This window comes from Staphylococcus sp. TE8, assembly GCF_000692055.1.
GTDB classification, from domain to species: domain Bacteria; phylum Bacillota; class Bacilli; order Staphylococcales; family Staphylococcaceae; genus Staphylococcus; species Staphylococcus capitis.
This window is the reverse complement of record NZ_JMGB01000001.1, coordinates 82,523-102,671: the sequence shown is the minus strand read 5'-3', so window position 1 is coordinate 102,671 and position 20,149 is coordinate 82,523. Positions and strand designations below refer to the sequence as shown.

At 32.1% G+C, this 20,149-nt stretch carries 22 protein-coding genes; 5 read left to right on the top strand and 17 right to left on the bottom strand.

What is annotated here, in order from left to right; translation table 11 throughout:
• Positions 1 to 137: 137 nt before the first annotated feature.
• From CM54_RS00510 to CM54_RS00455, 12 genes are all read right to left on the bottom strand, one after another.
• Entirely contained in the window at positions 138 to 854 is a 717-nt protein-coding gene (locus tag CM54_RS00510; RefSeq protein ID WP_037548224.1) for a hypothetical protein, read from the bottom strand.
• Between the two features lie 285 nt (positions 855 to 1,139).
• On the bottom strand, positions 1,140 to 1,649 hold the full coding sequence (locus tag CM54_RS00505) for an SA0570 family protein (RefSeq protein ID WP_002433432.1): 510 nt from the start codon (positions 1,647 to 1,649) through the stop codon (positions 1,140 to 1,142).
• Between the two features lie 204 nt (positions 1,650 to 1,853).
• A complete protein-coding gene (locus tag CM54_RS00500; RefSeq protein WP_002433355.1) occupies positions 1,854 to 2,660 on the bottom strand; it encodes an alpha/beta fold hydrolase in 807 nt (268 codons plus the stop codon).
• Positions 2,638 to 3,366: an HAD family hydrolase gene (locus CM54_RS00495; RefSeq protein ID WP_002433179.1), complete on the bottom strand. Its 729-nt coding sequence runs from the start codon at positions 3,364 to 3,366 to the stop codon at positions 2,638 to 2,640. The genes CM54_RS00500 and CM54_RS00495 overlap by 23 nt, the downstream gene beginning before the upstream one ends.
• A 53-nt stretch (positions 3,367 to 3,419) precedes the next feature.
• Positions 3,420 to 4,370 (bottom strand): FecCD family ABC transporter permease, encoded by a 951-nt coding sequence (locus CM54_RS00490; protein ID WP_037548221.1) that lies wholly within the window; start codon positions 4,368 to 4,370, stop codon positions 3,420 to 3,422.
• Between the two features lie 92 nt (positions 4,371 to 4,462).
• Positions 4,463 to 5,359 carry an ABC transporter substrate-binding protein gene (locus CM54_RS00485; protein WP_016898713.1) on the bottom strand — a complete coding sequence of 299 codons (897 nt, stop codon included), beginning with the start codon at positions 5,357 to 5,359 and terminating at the stop codon, positions 4,463 to 4,465.
• A 188-nt stretch (positions 5,360 to 5,547) separates the two neighbouring features.
• Positions 5,548 to 6,048, bottom strand: coding sequence for a DUF805 domain-containing protein (locus CM54_RS00480; RefSeq protein WP_037548217.1), 501 nt, complete (start codon positions 6,046 to 6,048; stop codon positions 5,548 to 5,550).
• Between the two features lie 196 nt (positions 6,049 to 6,244).
• On the bottom strand, positions 6,245 to 7,000 hold the full coding sequence (locus tag CM54_RS00475; protein WP_037548214.1) for a MerR family transcriptional regulator: 756 nt from the start codon (positions 6,998 to 7,000) through the stop codon (positions 6,245 to 6,247).
• A gap of 54 nt (positions 7,001 to 7,054) precedes the next feature.
• Positions 7,055 to 7,690: an endonuclease III domain-containing protein gene (locus CM54_RS00470; RefSeq protein ID WP_037548211.1), complete on the bottom strand. Its 636-nt coding sequence runs from the start codon at positions 7,688 to 7,690 to the stop codon at positions 7,055 to 7,057.
• Between the two features lie 92 nt (positions 7,691 to 7,782).
• The gene (argS, locus tag CM54_RS00465; protein WP_002433338.1) at positions 7,783 to 9,444 is read right to left on the bottom strand and encodes an arginine--tRNA ligase; all 1,662 of its coding nucleotides are present in this window, start codon (positions 9,442 to 9,444) and stop codon (positions 7,783 to 7,785) included.
• The gene (locus tag CM54_RS00460; protein WP_002433342.1) at positions 9,441 to 9,857 is read right to left on the bottom strand and encodes a DUF1934 domain-containing protein; all 417 of its coding nucleotides are present in this window, start codon (positions 9,855 to 9,857) and stop codon (positions 9,441 to 9,443) included. The genes argS and CM54_RS00460 overlap by 4 nt, the downstream gene beginning before the upstream one ends.
• A 398-nt stretch (positions 9,858 to 10,255) precedes the next feature.
• Positions 10,256 to 10,777 (bottom strand): VOC family protein, encoded by a 522-nt coding sequence (locus CM54_RS00455; protein WP_002433212.1) that lies wholly within the window; start codon positions 10,775 to 10,777, stop codon positions 10,256 to 10,258.
• 217 nt (positions 10,778 to 10,994) lie between these two features.
• Here CM54_RS00455 and larA point away from each other — a divergent pair, with 217 nt between their 5' ends.
• The 5 genes from larA to CM54_RS00430 are packed head-to-tail and all read left to right on the top strand — an operon-like array spanning position 10,995 to position 15,504.
• The gene (gene larA / locus CM54_RS00450; RefSeq protein WP_037548208.1) at positions 10,995 to 12,263 is read left to right on the top strand and encodes a nickel-dependent lactate racemase; all 1,269 of its coding nucleotides are present in this window, start codon (positions 10,995 to 10,997) and stop codon (positions 12,261 to 12,263) included.
• Positions 12,264 to 12,281: 18 nt separating this feature from the next.
• On the top strand, positions 12,282 to 13,118 hold the full coding sequence (gene larE / locus CM54_RS00445) for an ATP-dependent sacrificial sulfur transferase LarE (RefSeq protein WP_037548205.1): 837 nt from the start codon (positions 12,282 to 12,284) through the stop codon (positions 13,116 to 13,118).
• 3 nt (positions 13,119 to 13,121) lie between these two features.
• Positions 13,122 to 13,880, top strand: coding sequence for a nickel pincer cofactor biosynthesis protein LarB (gene larB, locus CM54_RS00440; RefSeq protein WP_037548203.1), 759 nt, complete (start codon positions 13,122 to 13,124; stop codon positions 13,878 to 13,880).
• 14 nt (positions 13,881 to 13,894) lie between these two features.
• On the top strand, positions 13,895 to 15,082 hold the full coding sequence (gene larC, locus CM54_RS00435) for a nickel pincer cofactor biosynthesis protein LarC (protein ID WP_037548200.1): 1,188 nt from the start codon (positions 13,895 to 13,897) through the stop codon (positions 15,080 to 15,082).
• 23 nt (positions 15,083 to 15,105) lie between these two features.
• Positions 15,106 to 15,504: a nuclear transport factor 2 family protein gene (locus CM54_RS00430; protein WP_037548197.1), complete on the top strand. Its 399-nt coding sequence runs from the start codon at positions 15,106 to 15,108 to the stop codon at positions 15,502 to 15,504.
• 97 nt (positions 15,505 to 15,601) lie between these two features.
• Here CM54_RS00430 and CM54_RS00425 read toward each other — a convergent pair whose 3' ends face one another.
• The 5 genes from CM54_RS00425 to CM54_RS00405 form a co-directional block, all read right to left on the bottom strand.
• Positions 15,602 to 16,108 (bottom strand): YwhD family protein, encoded by a 507-nt coding sequence (locus CM54_RS00425; RefSeq protein WP_023350739.1) that lies wholly within the window; start codon positions 16,106 to 16,108, stop codon positions 15,602 to 15,604.
• An 83-nt stretch (positions 16,109 to 16,191) separates the two neighbouring features.
• Positions 16,192 to 17,490 carry an HD domain-containing protein gene (locus CM54_RS00420; protein WP_002452531.1) on the bottom strand — a complete coding sequence of 433 codons (1,299 nt, stop codon included), beginning with the start codon at positions 17,488 to 17,490 and terminating at the stop codon, positions 16,192 to 16,194.
• Positions 17,491 to 17,607: 117 nt separating this feature from the next.
• Positions 17,608 to 18,084 carry a GNAT family N-acetyltransferase gene (locus CM54_RS00415; RefSeq protein WP_002433199.1) on the bottom strand — a complete coding sequence of 159 codons (477 nt, stop codon included), beginning with the start codon at positions 18,082 to 18,084 and terminating at the stop codon, positions 17,608 to 17,610.
• A 249-nt stretch (positions 18,085 to 18,333) separates the two neighbouring features.
• Complete coding sequence (locus tag CM54_RS00410) at positions 18,334 to 18,873, bottom strand: flavodoxin family protein (RefSeq protein WP_037548194.1); 540 nt, start codon at positions 18,871 to 18,873, stop codon at positions 18,334 to 18,336.
• Positions 18,874 to 19,037: 164 nt separating this feature from the next.
• Entirely contained in the window at positions 19,038 to 19,976 is a 939-nt protein-coding gene (locus tag CM54_RS00405; RefSeq protein ID WP_030063504.1) for an aldo/keto reductase, read from the bottom strand.
• Positions 19,977 to 20,149: the final 173 nt, after the last annotated feature.

The window sequence follows — 20,149 nt, the reverse complement described above, 5'->3', positions numbered from 1 at the left end:
ATCACTTCTTATTCTTCAGTTTTTTAACGTGCATTCAACTTATTCTGACGAATTTTTAAGACATAAAAAAAGCCTTACATATAGTTAACTTAAACAACTATATATAAGACTTCTTCGAATTTAAGATTAAAGAAAATCTACGATTTCGTTCTCGCTGATAGTTTAATTGTATAAAAAATAATGAGTACCACTAATAATATCCAAATTGCTAACGAGAAAAATTGTGCAATTTCAGGATTTGTAATCATTGCATCTATTGTCTTCTGACAGAATAATAAACCAATTCCTGAAAATTCTAAGCGCTTAAAGAATATACCAATTAGACCCAAAATGATTCCAACAAAGAATACAAATTGATGTCCATAAATATTGATTGGTATAATCGCCCAATTAAAATGAAAACCTTGCATAATGACAAGAATTAAAGCGATGATAGCAATCACAATGCCTACCCACATCTCATATTTATTACTATATAGATAATTTTTCCTAGCTATCCTAGTATAGAGAATAATCGTGATAGGGAAAATCACAATACAATAAAATAAACTTATTCCAGTAATCGCTTGGAACTGTACATACTGTTTATCATATAAATAAGAAATAAGTATAAAATTAATGATAAAAAAGATGACGGGATTGAGTTGTAAAGCAAATAGATTACGTTGAATCGTTAATATAATTTGTGCTGGGGATTTACCTCTATATTCAATATAATCTTGATCTTTTTCTTCTGATTTTTTGATATCTGATCTGAATTTTTCTTTAATATCATCTATTAGATTTGGTGACATACCTTTATGGCTAAAATAATCATTAATGTTTTCGAGCAATACTTTATCATTAGTACGCATGCATGATTAACTCCTTCTACATACAATCTTGATGCTAATACGAATTAAGCAATAAATTAAACTATTAATTTTCAGTTTAAAATTTTACCATACTCTACGCAATATTTCTCAAACCCCATATTAAACTTTAACTATCTTTAAATCAATGGACATAGTAAAAGGAGCAAAAGTGAAACGTCAATTTTAAAAATTTCATTTCATCTTTCTGCTCCCTATTCATATCTAATATAAAGTTATTCATACTCTAGAAATTAATTTCAAAAATTTTATATCGCCATTATTCTCTTATTTAGATAAATCAATGCGATAAAGTTTTACATTTTTATCTTTAGGTGAATTTGAACTAAATTGATAACTAGCTTTACCATTTTGGATGTAACCAAAGTTACCAGTTACTCTATTATAATGTACGCGACTTACCGCTTTGTTACCAAATTCATTTTTTACAGATTTATAAGATGGACCGTTAGCTTGATTGTAAGTCATAGACACACGAGTTACATGACCTCTATCTTTTTTACCATCTGCAGTTACAAGTAAGACACCTTTATGTGTTCTAAACTCATAATAATGTTCTGTTCCTTGTTGATTATATGAATAAATTGGATGACTATATTTATTTAATACGCTTTTAATTGAATCGCCGATTTTAACATTTTCTAATGATTGATCACCTTGAGTAATTTGTTGAACTGTTTGCATTGAGTTTCCAGATGCTGCTTCAGCGTGATGACCAGCGCTTACTCCTGTTAAAACTAATCCAGAAACAAGTAATGATGTCATTAGCTTTTTCATAAGCACTCTCTCCTTTATTTCAATATCTCTATTTTGTGCTTAACTTGATTATACTACATATATTACTAAAATAACAATAATATTACAAAAACATTACAAATAAATATTTTTACGCTTACTTTATTTCTATAAAATGAAAAAATTGAACTAATGTTAGTTATATTTACCAACTTTTAGTTCAATTTAATCGTCTTTATGTGATTTTTATTCTTTTTTATGGGAAAAATGATCTTTAATAAATGGAGTAATTTCAGTGATGAATTGTTCTTGTTCTTCAACAAATGGATATAAACTTGATTGAGCGTACACATTGAACTGACTGTGTTCAATTAAATCGGCTACTTCTTTCGCTTCTAAAGTTGTTGTTCTTTCCCCATATTCTCCAGCAATAATTAACGTAGGAGCATGGACTTGTTTAAATACCTCTGAGATTTCTACAGTTTTAAATACATCTTCAACAGCTTGCGTTTCTTCTTTCGTAGATACTGAATTAGTATCTTCAACATGCTTTAAGAATTTATTCATTTTACGCGGTTTATAATATTTACGTTTATTTAAAAACTTGTCTTGCTTTTCATCATCCCAGTTTCTAATCGTGTGTGCATACTTTCTGAATAATCGTTCTTCGGGTAGCTCTCCTTCAATAGATGTCGGATTAACTAATATTATTGAAGATACATAGTCTTCATATCTTACAGAGATATCTGAAGCTACTATTGCTCCCATTTCGTGACCAACAAACGCTGCATGATCAATATAAATATAATCTAAGAGTGCTATCACATCATCAGCAAATTCATGAAACTCAATATTTCTTGGCTTATCAGAATAACCATGACCTCTTAAATCAATAAGCACAACTTGAAAAGATTTCGCTAACGCCTTAGCCACATCATTAAATACTGAATAATTATCATAAGCTGTATGAATCAGTACAACAGGAAAGCCTTCACCCATTGTATTATAATGAATTGTCGTTCCATCTTTACTAGTAAATAAATCCATTGCCATTGCGTTCTTCTCCTTCTGGTTCAAAATTTTCAGGTAGAATAGTTAACAATTCTTCTATCGTAGTAATTGTAAAATCTACTTCTTCTTCAAGTGGTTCTAATTCCGCATCCTCTTGTTTATACCATACACTTACCATACCCATTGCTCGAGCGGGCGCAACATCGTTAAGTGCGTCGTCTCCAACATACATAATTTCACTGGGTTCTACATCGAGTTGTTCTATCATATCCTCAAATATTTTTGGATGAGGTTTGCGATATCCAACAGTTTCTGAGGTCGTTAGATAATTAATAACATGCATAATACCTAGAGAATGTAATCTAAATTGCTTAATTTTGGATTTCCCGTTAGCGATAACGCCAATCTTATAATCATGGCTCGATAACTTTTCCAAGGTATATAACGTATCATAATAAGGAAAGACATAACGGTAAAAATGCATCTCAAAGTCATGAAACAAATCTTTCCAAGTTAATCGATCAATATGAAATTGTTTAATAATTTGTTTATACAATTCAGGTTTATCATTATCTTCATCATCATCAAGCTCGATAAATTTATTCTTAAAATCGGCTAATTGAACATGAACGAAATAATCATGAAAACGTTCAAATTGCTCTTCAATAAATTTCTCACGTGATTTAACTCTATCTAACAAAGTTCCTTCTAAATCAAAGACTATTGCTTTAATATGACTCAAATCCATTTTAAGTTACCTCTTAACTTTTTAATAGTTTCTATTTTAGCAAATGAATTCACTTATCGTAATACCTTAGTTTGTGTAAAAAGAATATAAAATAAAACTGGAACGCCTAATAATGCCATAATAATACTTGCAGGTATTTGAACTGGTTGTATCATCGTTCCGCCTATAAAATCTGCCACGACCATCACTGTGCTACCGACAATAAGATTAAGTACCATCTGCGTTCCTAGCTCATATTGCCAATAAAAACGTCTTAGTAATTGAGGTACGATCATACCTATAAAGCCTATAGTCCCTACATATGCAACTACTACTGCAGTTATCATAGATGACACTGCCAACACAATGAACATAACATTTTGAACATTAAGACCTAAAGATTGGCTTTTTAACTCACCGACTTGCAGTAGTTTAATGCCATTTTTCATTGAAAATAAAATGACCATAGCAAATATCATTGTTAAAGCAATGATAATGACATCGTGGTACTCTGCCGAAGCAAAACCACCGAACAAGTAATTAGCTATTGAATTCATTTTCCGTGGATTAATTAAAACTAACATATACAGAAGTGCATTGAATAAGGCACCAATCATTAAACCTAATATGATGAGCACACGTATAGGATAACCACGTGACAATATCACTGTTAGGCCAAGTACGAGTACAAGTGTAATCAAACTGAATGCTATAGAGAAAAAAGGCACCCATAGAAAACTTAAGCCGAGAAATAGTGCAAGTCCGGAGCCTAAAGAAGCACCACTTGCTAAGCCTAGTGTAAAACTATCAGCTAATGGATTATTCAAAATGGTTTGAAACATATGCCCAGCTATAGTGAGTGTCGCACCAGTAAGCATAGCTTCAAGAACTCTAGGAAGTCTTACCTTTAATAAAATAGTTTGATTAAATGCATCATTAAGGCTTCCTAAGTCCCACCATAAACTGATTAAAACACTAATTAATAGAATGATTAACCATATGACTATACTTCGAATTCTTTTCATCATAATCTCTTTTCTCATTTTTCTTTATACATATAGTAACAAAATCATATTAAAAAAGTCAGTGTCTGAAAGACCACTGACTTTTTGAGCTATTATTTTTTATAAATGACATCCCTTAATTCTTTTAGGCCTTCATCAATTCGAGGACCTGGTCGAGAAATCTCGTCTCCATTAACTGATTCAATTCGTGTATTTTTAACAGCATTAATCTTATCGAAGCCACCACGTTTTTTAATCATTTTAATATAATCAGATTTTGATTTACCTTCAGTAGAAATTAATATATCTGGATTATGCTTAATGATGCTCTCTTTACTGACTGATTTCCAACCATTTATATCTGAGAAGTTATTCTTCGCGTCTAGTTGATTTAACATATCATCGAAGAATGTGCCTTTACCTGCTGTATAAATATCTGGTTTAGATGAAACTTCCATAAATATACTTTGTTTTTTATGATGTTTAGGAACAGAATTAACTACTTTATCAACGTTCTTTTTCGTTTCATCTACTAAATCTTGAGCTTGATGCTCACGTCCTGTAATTTTACCGATAGTTTTAAAGGTGTCATATGTTTCATTAATTGATTGGGCGTCTTTAACATAAACAACTTTAACCCCATCTTTTTTAAGTGAGTTTAATACTTTTCCTGAAGAACTTTTTTGGGACTCATGTGCTAAAATCAGATCTGGTTTAGCTTTGAGTAATTTTTCTTTATTCAAATTCATCGCATCAAATTGTTTTTTACCTTTTTTAACATCTTTAGGGTAATCATCAACCGTTGATACACCAACAATGTTATTCCCTAAACCAAGTCGATATAAGATTTCAGTATTACTTGGCATTAGAGAAACAATTCTATGGTATTTTACTTTATTATTCCCTTTTTTCGATGTTGAATTGCTATCTGATGATTGATTTGAGCCTTGACTACATGCTGCTAATGATAAAGCAAGCACGAGAATAACCATCCATAGTTTATTTCTCATTTATTGAGCATTCCCTTCTTATTCAGTAATATACATTCTTCGCTTCGTTATAATCATATCAAAATCGACAAAAATTTCATTAGAATTTTGAAATTTTAAATGATTATTTTTATTTGAATAATGTTTTAATTAAACATTTTCAAAAAAATAGTATCTTCGCCTTTTTAACGAAGATACTCAATTTCATATTATTCATAAATAGGTTTAGGATTCGGTCCATATTTATTGGAACCATCTTCACTATCAGCTACACAATATGCTAAAGCTACAAGTGCAGCGATGATGGAGATGATATAGTAAGTGATGAATAAACCACTTAAAATCATCACAAATACGTGATTATGATCAAGATGTGTATAGTTTATAACAGGTTCTATCACATTTTTTAAATAAGGTAGTAAGGTCAAAATTAAATAAAACACTGGGAATTTCTTAGTCATTCCGATATCATGAAATCTTCTTACAGATAATGAAAATGTTCCAATACATAGAATGAGTGAAATGACTTGATAAATAATTGATGAAATAATATGACCGTGAACCATAGAATTTTCTAAAAATTTTGTGCCATTTAAGACTATAACTTCAATAATAGCATTGATGAAAAAGGGCCACCAAAAATCGCGTCTTCTACTGCGACCTTTTAGTTTAAAGAAATTCAGCCAGAATAACTTATAGGCTTCAATCATCGTACCACCTCTAAAATATTTATAACTTTAGTTACTACAAAAATCATTATATAATTAATTAATCAAAATTAAAAATCATTATAAATTATAATATCTCCTATTCTATAGTTTTTAACTATAAAAAACGCCCTACTTTCTAAGTGGGCGTTTATCGTTACTCAGTAATAATTAAGATTAATATTTTTGAAAGGAACAATTAGTACGTTATATATTCATTTATGGCATTTGCAATATATCGATTTAATCCTTCATTACGGTTTTTATTAATATTTTTAGCAAATCGTTCATCATCAACATATGTTGTTGCAATATAGGACATAAATTGTTTATCGCAGTTAGGAACTTGTAGCTTCAATATGTCTTCTAGTTTTTTTATTCTAGTGCTTGCCTCCTTAATCGAGACATCTTTAGAAAATAAATCACTCATCTCATCGAAAAATGTATTTAATTCAACATTAATCTTTTTATAGTTCTCTTTTTTCTCAGAATCATTCATATCTTGTTGTTGTTCCTCATAAGATTGATAGTACTTAGTATCACCATACTTCAAAGCCGCTTCATTTTCATATTGTTGATATAAATCAAATTCTTTCATATTCGTCACCTCAATTTCTTCATTGCTCTCCTGTTTAAAATGGTAGTCAAGATGTTCAATGATTACATTCAACTTATCTCTTTTCTTAATTACATCATCGTAATTCTTACGCAACACTTCGTTTTTAGTATTTATATCACTTTTAAAATAATCATTAATTTCTTTTAATGTTAAATCAAGCTCCCTTAAAAATAAGATATATTGCAGTTTAGAAATATCTTCTACACTATAAAGACGATAACCATTGTCTTCAATATGATGAGGGATTAATAATTCTATATCGTGATAATAATGAAGTGTACGTAAACTCACTCCTGTAATGTCACAAAGATCTTTAGGACTAAAATACGCTTTCATATCTTCACCTCCTAAGCTGAAGTATGAGGTATGACGTTACGTAAAAGTCAATGTTTAATTTTCAAAAAATGAATCTAAAAATGTATAACGATGTTCTCCTTTACCGTTAAAATAATTTTTACCAAAATTATCGAGCAAAGCATGGAATTCATTCGCATCTTGGTTAGTGAAATTAGAAGGTAATTGAATGGTCTTCTTAAACTTATCGTAGGTTTCAGTCTGAGTATAGCCTAACTTAGCATATATACGGCGAGTATAACTGTCTGGAATAAATTCTATCCCTTTAAAAATATATACAATTAAAACATCTGCCGTTTCACTTCCAATACCACGAATATTTAATAATTCCTTTCTTAAATTATCACCATAGTATTGTGCGATATCTTTGTAATTAAAGTCATGTTGATTTAACCAACTCATTAAAGCGTGAATCGCTTTACCTTTATTTTTATAGAAACCGCTCGAACGAATCGTTTGTTGCAAATCTTCGAGTGACATATTTAATATCTTTTTACCATTGAATTGCGTCTCTTCTTTGAGACGTGTTAATGCCATATCTGCATTTTTCCAATTAGTATTTTGAACAAGTATAGCCCCTAGCATCATCTCAATAGGACTTTGAGCTGGCCACCAATGTTGTGCACCCATATTTTTATATAGAATTCGATACAGTTCCATTGTAGATAGCATGTTTACACTCCAATTCTTTATAAAATTAATACCCTCACAAATATAGATTTATGAGGGCATAAGACTGTTTATTTAATTAAATATGTTTTGAATTACATAGACTCAGGTGCTGTAACGCCAACAAGTGTTAAAGCATTGTGTAATGTAATTCTTACTGCTTCAATCATAGCTACTAATGCTTTAGTCTTTTCAATATCATCAGTTAAAACTTTCTCGGCGTTATAGAATTTATGGAAAGCTGCAGCTAAATCTTGAATATAATTTGTTAAACGATGAGGCGCACGATGTTCTGCTGCGCTCTCAATTGTTGTTTCGAATTCAGCAACTTTCTTTAATAAGTCTATTGCTTTTTCATTAGTAATTGTATCGAAATTAGCATTTGTTGTGATATCAACACCTTGCTCTTTCGCTTGTCTTAGTATTGAACAAATACGTGCGTGAGCATACTGAGCATAATAAATTGGGTTATCTTGTGATTGCTCCTTGGCAAGTTCAAGATCAAAATCAAAATGAGAGTCAGGACTACGCATTGTTAAGAAGTAACGCGCTGCATCAATGCCTACTTCATCCATAATTTCACGTAAAGTAATCGCATTGCCTGTACGTTTACTCATTTTCACTTCTTCACCATTTTGCATTAAACGCACCATTTGCATAATTTGAATTTCAAGACGATCACTATCTACACCAAATGTTTCAAGACTTGCTTTAAGACGATTTATATAACCGTGATGGTCAGCACCCATTAAATCAATTAAGATATCATTTCCACGATTAATTTTGTTGTAATGGTATGCTGTATCAGGTGTAAAGTAAGTGTAGTTACCATCCTTTTTAATTAATACACGGTCTTTATCATCTTTGAAATCACTTGTACGTAACCATGTTGCACCATCAGCTTCATATGTGTAACCTAATTCTTTCATTTTAGCTAATGTGTTATCGATTGCACCATTTTCATATAAAGACGTTTCACTGAACCAGTTATCAAAATGTACATTAAAATCAGCTAAGTCTCTCTTTAACTTATCCATTTCATAATCTACACCTAATTGTCTAAATGTTTTTAGGCGTTCTTCATCTGAATAATCCTTGATTTCTGGATGCTTATTAGCCAAATCTTTACCAATTTCAATAATGTCTTTACCATTATATCCATCTTCTGGCATTTCATGGCTTGTATCACCTAGAGCTTCAAAATAACGTGTCTCTATTGAACGAGCTAAATTAGTAATTTGATTCCCTGCATCGTTAATATAGTATTCACGAGTGACATTGTACCCTGCGGCGATTAAAATATTGGCTAATGAATCACCTACAGCAGCATTTCTAGCATGACCAATGTGTAAATCACCAGTTGGATTTGCAGACACATATTCTAATAAAATGTTTGTATTTTTAGATTGATCTGCATAGCCAAATTGATCGCCTTTATTAATCGCTTCTGGAATAATTTGAGTAAGATATTGATTATCTAAGTAAAAGTTAATAAAACCTGGGCCTGCAATATCAATTTCTTTTACGTGTGCTTTACTTGTATCAAGATTATCTACAATCGCTTGTGCTATTTCACGTGGATTACGTTTAGCAATTTTAGTTAATACCATCGCAATATTAGATGAGTAATCACCATTTTTAGTATCTTTAGGTATTTCAATTTTTATTTCGGGAATATCTTCAGCTAATCCCGCTTTTTTGATACTAGCTTCAATTTCTTCAATTAATGTCTGTTTCACTTGATCGATAATATTCATTCGCTTATCTCCTTATAATTTAGTTCGTATTGATAAGAACCCATCTTTTCTTCATTTTGATATAGTTCATAGTGAATTTTCAATTTCCCACCATTTGGCGTTACAAAGTGTAAAATACTCAGTGTTTTCACTGTTAAAGGTATCCGTCCTGCGGGTATATCATATAAAGTTGTCGTTTCTTCCCCTTCAACGAAATGTAGATTCATATTGATATCGCCTTTACGAATCAACTTAACTCCGCTATCTTCAATTTTTATTGTAACATTGACTTTTGCTTCTTCAATTTCTTCTGTATACCGGATAAATTCTGCTCGTCGTTTCTGCCAAGCACCTTTTGTAGTAAACTCAAATTTTTGTTTTTCATCATTCTGTTTCAAAACCTGTTTAGTTTGAATATTTATGTTTTTATCCAATTTACTACTCACCTTAATCTTTACAATAATACATGTCATTATAGCATAAAAACACTATGGCTTGTAGTACGCTCCTACTTTCTAAGTATCGACTTATTTTGCCTAAAAAATTAAAAAATCGTCTCCATATCTTATCGATATGAACACGATTTTACATAGGTTATCATTAGAATTACTTGTTGAATTCAACATCAACGATATCCATGATATATTTATCTCGAATAGAACAATACTTTTTGAAATATACGATGCCGAATACAATTGTTGCAATGATGAATACATATTTTTTCATCTAACTACCTCATATTTCATAATTTTTGATGTACGTCATCCTTTATTATATCATCTTCTTTTAAAATTGGTCACAACTATTGAATAAATATATAGTTTCTCATATTTTACTCACCAGGAATAAATACATTTGCTTCACTATCATTTGGATAATAATAACCATTCGGAATGGATTGTAACTCAATTAAAGCGTTAAACGGTGCCTTAACATAAACACTCTTACTTCCTTCAGAATCCTCGTAAGTTGAATTACCATGTGTTTCAGATAATGGTTCTGCACCAGCACGTTTAACATTTTCTAATACGTCCTCAATATGATCGACCATTAATGAAATATGATTAAAGCCTAAATCTTCTAGTTTGAGTGGTTCTTTTTGATTATTACTTTCTATTTCAAACATTTCTATATTAGCTCCCTCACCAATCACTATCATTCTTTGACGAACGATTTTTGCTCCTTTTGAAAGACCTAACATGCGTTCAACTTCTTCTCCTTCACGAGGTTGGTCATTATATGTAAGAGCATCATACGCTATTTTAGCGTCAAACGCCTCTTTTAAGAACGTTGTTGCCTCCTCAATATCTAATACTGTTAAACCAATATGATTAATTCCCTTAATATGATTCATTGAACTTCTCCCTTTCATTATTTTAAAGATGTTTACCCTAAATTTTAGATTTAAATATTTCACATCACTAATTTTGAATAAAGCTATTTATTTTCATAAATTAAAATATTCTAAAAATTGTGCTACAATTTACATATAATAATTGCATTGCAACACTTTATTAAGAGTATACATTTAATAGTAATTTATAATATTTAAATAAACGGAGGGAATGTTAGTGAAGACAGATGTGCTCTACGGCAAGTCTGAAATTAGTGTCAATGTACCTGATGATAGCACTATTATAGAACCTCAAAATATTGACGCTATTGAAGATTATAAAACAGCCATTAAAGACGTTTTAAGACATCCAACCAACTCAAAACCTCTTAAAGAAATGGTTAAAAGTGATGACATCGTATCTATAGTAATTAGTGATATCACTCGCCCAACACCAAACCATATTCTTGTACCTTTACTAATTGAGGAATTGAACCATGTGCCACGTGAAAATTTCGTAATTATTAATGGTACAGGAACACATCGTGACCAAACGCGCGACGAGCTTATTCAAATGTTAGGTGAAGATATTGTGGATACAGTTAAAATTGTCCATAACCACTGTACTGAAGCAGATAGTCTTATCAAAGTTGGGGAGAGTAAATATGGTTGTGATGCATATCTCAATAAAGACTATGTTGAGTCAGATTTCAAAATCGTCACTGGTTTCATTGAACCTCATTTCTTTGCAGGATTTTCAGGCGGTCCAAAAGGTATTATGCCAGGTATCGCTGGATTAGAAACTATTCAAACTTTCCATAATGCAAAGATGATTGGCGACCCTCGTTCTACATGGGGAAATTTAGAAGATAACCCTGTTCAGGATATGGCTAGAGAAGTGAACCGTATGTGTAAGCCAGACTTCATGTTAAATGTGGCTTTAAACAAAAGTAAGGAAATTACAGCTGCATTCGCTGGAGAAGTTTTTGAAGCACATAAAGAAGGATGTGCTTATGTTAAAGAACACGCGATGTTTAAATGCCATCAACGTTTTGATGTCGTCATTGCTTCTAATTCAGGTTATCCTTTAGATCAAAACTTGTATCAGACTGTTAAAGGGATGAGTGCTGCTAGTAAAATCGTCAAAGAAGACGGAAATATTATTATGGTCTCCGAATGTGCAGATGGCTTTCCAGATCATGGTAAATTTGCTGAAATCTTTAAAATGGCTGACACCCCTCAGGGAATTCTAGAGCTTATCCTTGATCCTAATTTTAAAGAGATGGATCAATGGCAAGTTCAAAAACAAGCGAGCATTCAGACCTTTGCCAATGTTTATGTCTACTCAGAATTAACAGATCAACAATTGAAAGATTCAATGTTGAATCCAACTTCAAATATTGAACAAACGCTTCAAGAGTTAGAAGAACAATATGGACGTAAATTATCAATTGGTGTCATGCCACAAGGACCACTAACCATTCCATATGTTGAAAATGAAGAATAATTTGGGAGGATGATGAGAATGACTGAATTATTAAATAAAGAAATGAAATTAAATCACTTACTTAAAGAAATGCAAAGTGTTGTCATTGCATATTCAGGTGGTGTAGATAGCAGTTTAGTACTTAAAAAAGCGATTGATGTTTTAGGTGTTAAAAGTGTTAAACCTGTGGTTGTAAAATCAGAACTTTTCAGAAACGAAGAATTTAACCAAGCGATTGAATTAGGTCGAAGCCTAGGTGTAGAAGTATTAGAGACTGAAATGGCTGAACTTGAGGACGATAATATCGTTAAGAATACACCCGAAAGCTGGTATTTCAGTAAACGACTTCTTTATGGAAAACTTAATGAAATCAAAGAGGAATTCAACTTTAATTATATCTTAGATGGCATGATTATGGACGATCTCAAGGATTTCCGTCCAGGCTTAAAAGCTAGAGATGAATTTGGAGTACGTAGTGTACTTCAAGAAGCACATCTCTATAAATCAGAAATTAGAGAATTAAGTAAACAACATGATTTACCTGTATGGAATAAACCGGCTCTATGTAGTTTAGCTTCACGAATCCCTTATGGTGAAACGTTAAGCTTTGCTAAAGTAAACAAAGTCAACGAAGCAGAGAAATACATTCTACAATTAGGAATCAATCATGTCCGTGTACGCTACCACCATAATATCGCTCGTATCGAAGTGGTTGAAGATGATTTAGCTACTGTAATAAAAAATAGAGACAATATCACTTTACGCTTAAAAGAACTTGGTTTCGACTATGTCACTGTAGATTTAGAAGGATACAGAACCGGCAGTATGAACGAAGTCATTGATACAAAAGCAACTAATTTAGTACAAGGAAGTTAACACATGAGTAAAGATCCAAACTTTATAGATGACTTACTTGAAGGTGTAAAATCAAATCAAATTTCTATAGATGAAGCTAAAGCCCAACTCAGTCACTATGACGAATTGGGCTTTGCTAAAATTGATTTACATCGAGCAAAGCGACAAGGCTTTCCCGAAGTCATCTTCGGTGAAGGTAAAACTAAAGAACAAATTAAACAAATTATTGAAAGCCTTACTCAACACGACAATGTGATTTTAGTGACACGTATTGATGAAACAAAGGCGAAGTTTGTACTCGAACATCACCCCTATCTCCAGTATCACTCAGTAGCTAATATTGTGAGTACGCCGATAGAAGAAATTAAAAAATCACAAAATTATATTTCTATCCTTTGTGCTGGAACCTCGGACTTAGCAGTAGCCGAAGAAGCTGCTTTAACTGCGGAAGTAATGGGAATTCAAGTTAAACGCTTCTATGACGTTGGTGTGTCTGGCATTCATCGACTATTTAATCACATCCATGAGATACGCCAAGGTAAGGTATCCGTGGTCATTGCTGGAATGGAAGGTGCCTTGGCTAGTGTTGTAGGAGGACTTGTCGATCATCCCATCTATGCCATCCCTACCAGCGTTGGCTATGGTGCAAATTTAGACGGCGTCACTACACTACTTTCCATGATTAACGCATGTGCACCTGGTACCAGTGTACTCAATATTGATAATGGCTTTGGTGGAGGATATAACGCTGGAATGATAGTGAAGATGATAGAAAATAACTAGAATGGAGCATCAATATGGCAAATGCAATTTACTTAGATTGTCATGCAGGCATAGCCGGTGACATGCTATTGTCAGCTTTAGTCGATTTAGGGGCTGACCCACATAAAATTGAAAGCGAACTTAAAACGTTACCATTAGATAATTTTGAACTTCATTTTCAGAAGAAGGTAAAACAAGGCATACATGCAATGACCTTAAACATTGATTTCGATGAACCACACCATCACCGTCACGCGTCAGATATCTTTAAAATGATTGATGACAGCGCACTTTCACCACGTGTTAAAGCTCGAAGTAAAAGTATATTTGAAGTGATTGGTCACGCAGAAGCTAAAATTCATGGTATGTCATTTAAAAACGTCCACTTTCATGAAGTGGGGGCAATGGACTCTATTATCGATATTATTGGTGGATGTATTGCTTTAGAATTATTAAATATTGACGAATTATATTGCTCGCCTATTCCTACAGGTAATGGCAAAATCAATATCGCCCATGGTATCTACCCCGTACCAGCACCTGCCACTGCTGAGATACTTAAAGACGTTCCATTAGCTAAATTTGATGTTCAAAGTGAGTTAACGACGCCAACTGGTGCGGCCTTTGCGAAAAGTTTAGTATCATCATTTGGCCCATTCCCATCTGCTACGATGAAAGAAATTGGGTATGGCGCAGGGAGTAAAGACTTTGACTTCCCTAATGTGTTAAGAGTTATTCAATTTGAAACTCAATCAAAAAAGCAAGATGACGTCCAAGTTATCGAATGCCAAATCGATGATATGTCACCTGAATCATTAGGACACTTCATGGATATAGCACTCGAACATGGTGCACTAGATATTTACTACACTCCAATATTTATGAAAAAAGGACGTCCAAGTACACAATTAACCTTAATCTGTAAAACTGAGAACGCATCTAAATTTGAAACTTTAATCCTACAAGAAACATCTTCTCTCGGAGTTCGCAGTTACGCGGTTCGTAGAAATATACTAGATCGAGAATTTAGAGACATTAATACCGACTACGGTAATATTTCTGTGAAATTCGCTTTGCAAGAGGGTAAAATTTTAAAAATGAAACCCGAATATGAAGATGTGAAACAAGTTGCTAAAAGATTTGAAAGACCATTTCATATCATTCATAATGAAATTATAGAAGCTTTGTATCACACATATCAAATTGGTGAAGAATTAAAATAATTACTTTATAGAGGAGATAAGTGATGAATAGAGATGATTTAAAATCTACAATTGAAAAGCTTTATAATGATATTTTAATCAATCTTGATGTTAATAAAATTGATACGTACTTTGCCCCTTCTTATGTTCAAACCACAGATCATCAAACGTCTGATATTAATAAGTTCACAGATCATCTTAAGAAACTGAAAGAAGTTGTGTCTCGTCTTTCTATTGAAGAATTTAAAACCATGCTCATAGATGAGTCTCAAAACACGATTTTTTTACGCTACGATGTTCATGTAGAAAAGAAAAATGGTGATAAAGGTAAAGTAGAAGTTTATGCAGAATTTGTCTTTAATGAAGATGGTAAAGTCATCACGTGCAAAGAATTAACATTGCCTTATAATGAAGAACTTAACGGAATTGGCAGTGTGAAATAATACTATAAGAGCCTTTAAATGAATTTAGCAAACATTCATTTAAAGGCTTAGATTTTATTCGGATATATTTATTACAAAATGAATATATTTTTAATAGTTATTCAAATGCTTGATATAATTCGTCGCTAGAATTATTCCACATGTCTTCGTTATGATCTTTTAAGAATTTTTTTAAGATTTTCTTATTTTCATCACCAATTTGATCGATAATAAATTGATGTTTCATAGATTTATCCATCATATTTACATGTTCAGGCATACTCTTATAGCCACGACGGATACTTCTATTCACTAATAAGTAACAAGCTGTGACACCTGCATAGTACGGTCCTTGTTCACTACGTTCTGTAGTCACCCAACACAACCAATATTCTTTAGCTTCGTCGCCTTCAACTTGCTCTTTATCATTAATCCATTTAACACCTTTTTCAACTTTTGCACGTGCATGCATCCCGCCAATATCAATAAAAGCTTCTTTATTTTCAACATCTATAAAAACAGGTGCAATATTATCTAAACTAATTGACCCGATATTCGTTCCTTTATGTCCATCTAGTGGGTCATTTTTTATAATATTAAAATTAAAACCTTTTTTCTCAGCCAAGTTAGATACCTCCCATTCTGAAAATCATTGATTCAATGATGATATTTTCAATCTTATCTAATAGGTACAATGAGTGTAAAGCTCTAATTAAGTTCATTCAATAAATTAATAATAGCACCTTTAATTTCAAGATTATCTATATTTAGAATCAGTTCCTTAGGATAATATAATTTATGGTCTTCACGATTAATACCAGTAATACTATTAATTACCATAGATTGATGACTTATTTCTGTAATAGAACCATTACTTCTTAATAAATGGATCGGTTTACGATTAGATCCAGGGCGATCGTAATCATAAGGTAAATCTGAGAAAGCTTCACTTACAAAGTAATAGTCAGGGTTGATACCACCTGCTTCAAATAATTCTTGTAATTCTGAAATAGTAATTATTGAACCATCAAACGGGATATATTTGAATAAATCTCTATTTATAAAACGACGTGACAAGTCACTGAGTATAGGATCATCTTCATTAATCCATTTTTTCAAGTAATATAGTACAACCGCTTCATCTAACTCAACATACTGTTCAATTGTCATTGTCCCTTCGAAGAATGGTACAAAGTCATGGGGATACATTCTAAATTCATAGCCTTCACTATAAAGTTGCTTCGCACGTTGTAAACAATTATTTAGTAACACTTCTCCCCCTCGACTTACAGGGTGGAAATAGATTTGCCAATACATTTGGTAACGACTCATAATAAAATTCTCAACCGCGTGCATACCGCTCTCTTTAATCAATACTTCATCTTTTGAAGGACGCATTAATCTTAAAATACGTTCCATATCAAACGAACCATAAGTCACACCTGTAAAATACGCATCACGTTGCAAGTAGTCCATACGATCAGCATCAATTTGAGAAGATATCATTGATATAATTAGTTTATTATCATGTGTTTTATTAATAACATCTGCAACTTCTTGTGGGAATGTTTCAGAAACGCGACTTAGCACTTCATTGACTTCCGTGTCTTCTGTGATTATAGCTTGAGTGAATGCTTCATGATCAGTATTAAATATCTTTTCAAAACTATGAGAGAAAGGGCCATGGCCTAAATCATGTAGCAACGCTGCGCACAGTGCAAGTGGACGGTCTGTATTATCCCAGGCCTCTCTACCTATAAAAGACTCGTCAATCATTCGACGGACGATTTCATATACACCTAATGAATGCCCAAAGCGACTATGTTCTGCAGTATGAAACGATAAATATAAGGTACCAAGTTGTTTGATACGTCTTAAACGTTGAAATTCTTTAGTTTTAATTAAATCCCAAATCAACTGATCTTTAACATGTATGTATCGATGAATAGGATCTTTAAATACCTTTTCTTCAGTTAGTTTACTTGTTGCATATGATGATAGTGCCATACTTCCCCTCCTTAGGAACACTAGAATGACGTTCATAGTGCTTTTTTGTTTGAGTATTACCCCGGAAATAATTTAACTCCATTAATAAACTAGTTTTGATGCATATCGTTTATGATATTAAAAGGTCTTTTTCATTAGAGCTAAGTCCATCGTCTCTCCATACATTTCAGGTTGATAAGAACGAACGATTTCAAAGCCATTTTCCTTATAATAATCAATACCATGGTTATTCTTATTATCTACTTCTAAATAAACGGTATCATATCTATCTTTAAATTGATTTAAACCTTCTTTAAGTAAACTTGTACCATAACCTTTATGTTGAGATTGTGGTCTCACATAATGTGCAGCGAGATATAATTCCTCGCCATAAATGAAATTTGCAAAACCTATAATCTCATCATCTTCTTCCGCCACTAAAAAGAGTTGTTCTTTTAATCTCTTCTTCAAATGAGTTTCATTATAAGAAGCTGCCAACAATTCATTGACTGTAGAAGCTGCATAAATATTTAAATATGTATTATACCAAGCTTTAGTAGCAACATCTCTAATAGCTACTACATCATTCTCAGTTGCTTGTCTCACTCTATACATGTTACTTTCTCCCCTAACTATTACAAGCTATTAATAAAGGCATTATATCACATTTATGTTAACTTAATTCAATTTAAACATTTAAAAACCCTATATAAAAATTATTTTGAAACTATTAAAATCCAAACTGGAAAATTAATAAAATTTCGATAAATAGAATTAAACGAAACTACTAACTCACAAAAAATAAAAAACAACGAAAGATAACATTAAAATTTAAAATGTTTCTTCCGTTGTATTGTCATAATCTTATTTACCTAGTTCTTCATTCCATTCTCGTGCACGATCTAAAGCATATATATCTTTTTTAATATCTCCAGGCTTTTCAGCAGTTCCAATAATATAACCTTTCAACTCTCCGCCTAAAAACTCTACACTATATTTCATCTGAGTAATACATGGTTTAGCTTTGACTTTAGGACAATCGCCACCTACTAAAATTAATCGAAAATCCTTTTTAGCCATCTTAGATTTGAAATCATGATAATCTTTGTCTTCCATAGTCTCAGACCAATGATCAATAAATGCCTTTAAAGAAGCCGAAATACTATACCAATATATTGGCGACGCGAATATAACTGTATCACTCTCTAATACTAAATCAATAAGTTGTTTATAATCGTCTTCATACGATTCAATATAGTAATCTTCATGTCTCACATCACGAACAGGATTAAATTGATATTGAGTGACATCCACCCAAGTGTAATCTAAACCATCTAAAGTATATCGGGTTAATTCTGCCGTATTCCCTTCAGGACGGCTCCCACCAAACAACACCGTAATCATTATTCATTTCCTCCAACTTTATACTGTGCATTTTTATGTATAGATATTATTTAACATACCCAAAATTTCTCAAATTATTTTGTCTAAACTTTAAAATTTATAATTACATTAAAAAAGCGATACTCAACGTCATATGTTGGTATCGCTCTTAAACTTCCCAATTATTAATTTTCAATCGGGAATAATTGATCAATTTTATTAATTTCATCTTGAGTTAATTCAATATTTGCAGCATCAATATTTTCTACAACTTGTTCAGCGCGTTTAGCACCTGGAATTACAACGTCTAATGATGGACGTGTTAAGTAGAATGCTAGTACGACATTAGCAATTGATGTGTTGTGCGCTTCCGCTATATCCGTTAATTCCTTAACACGGCGTACATTATCATTGAACACTTCAGGTTGGAAATCACGACGTGTTGCACGATGATCGTCAAATGTTTGGTCTTCATCATATTTACCTGCTAAAATTCCAGAAGCTAATGGGAAGTATGGTACAAATGTAATATTATTTTCCGCTGCATATGCCATTACTTCTTCATTTTCACGATGTAATAAATTATATTCTAATTGTACGACATCGACATATCCATCTTTATTTGCTTCTTTCAATTGTTCTAATGAGAAGTTAGACACACCTATTGCTTTTATTTTACCTTCATCTTTTAATTCTTTTAACGCTGCAACAGCTTTATCTTTTGGCGTCTCTTCATCAGGAAAATGAATATAATATAAATCAATATAATCTACTTGGAGACGTTTTAAACTATTCTCAACTTGTTGCTTTAGATATTCTGGGTCATTATTTTGTACCACTTCATCATTATCTTTAATAACATGTGACCCTTTAGTTGCGATTTGTACTTGTTCACGTGGATATTCTTGTACAACTTGTCCAACGAGTTCTTCAGAACGTTCAGGTCCATAAATATAAGCTGTATCTAATAAAGTGATACCATTATCAATTGCTTTACGTACAACGTCTTTACCTTGTTCTTCATCTAAATTCGGATATAAATTATGTCCACCTACTGCATTAGTTCCAAGTGCAATTGGGAAGACTTTAACATCTGATTTACCTAATTGTACTTTATTAGCCATTGAAGTCATCTCCTTCACTACTATTACTGTTTTTTATTTCATTTTCAAAAATGAACTTACAAATTACATTTACCCTTCTTATAGTATATAAAATCACGAAAAATTTGTGACGAAGTCATAAAGATTGACTATTGTTACTTATTGCAGTTAAATGTAACTAAAGAAGTTACATT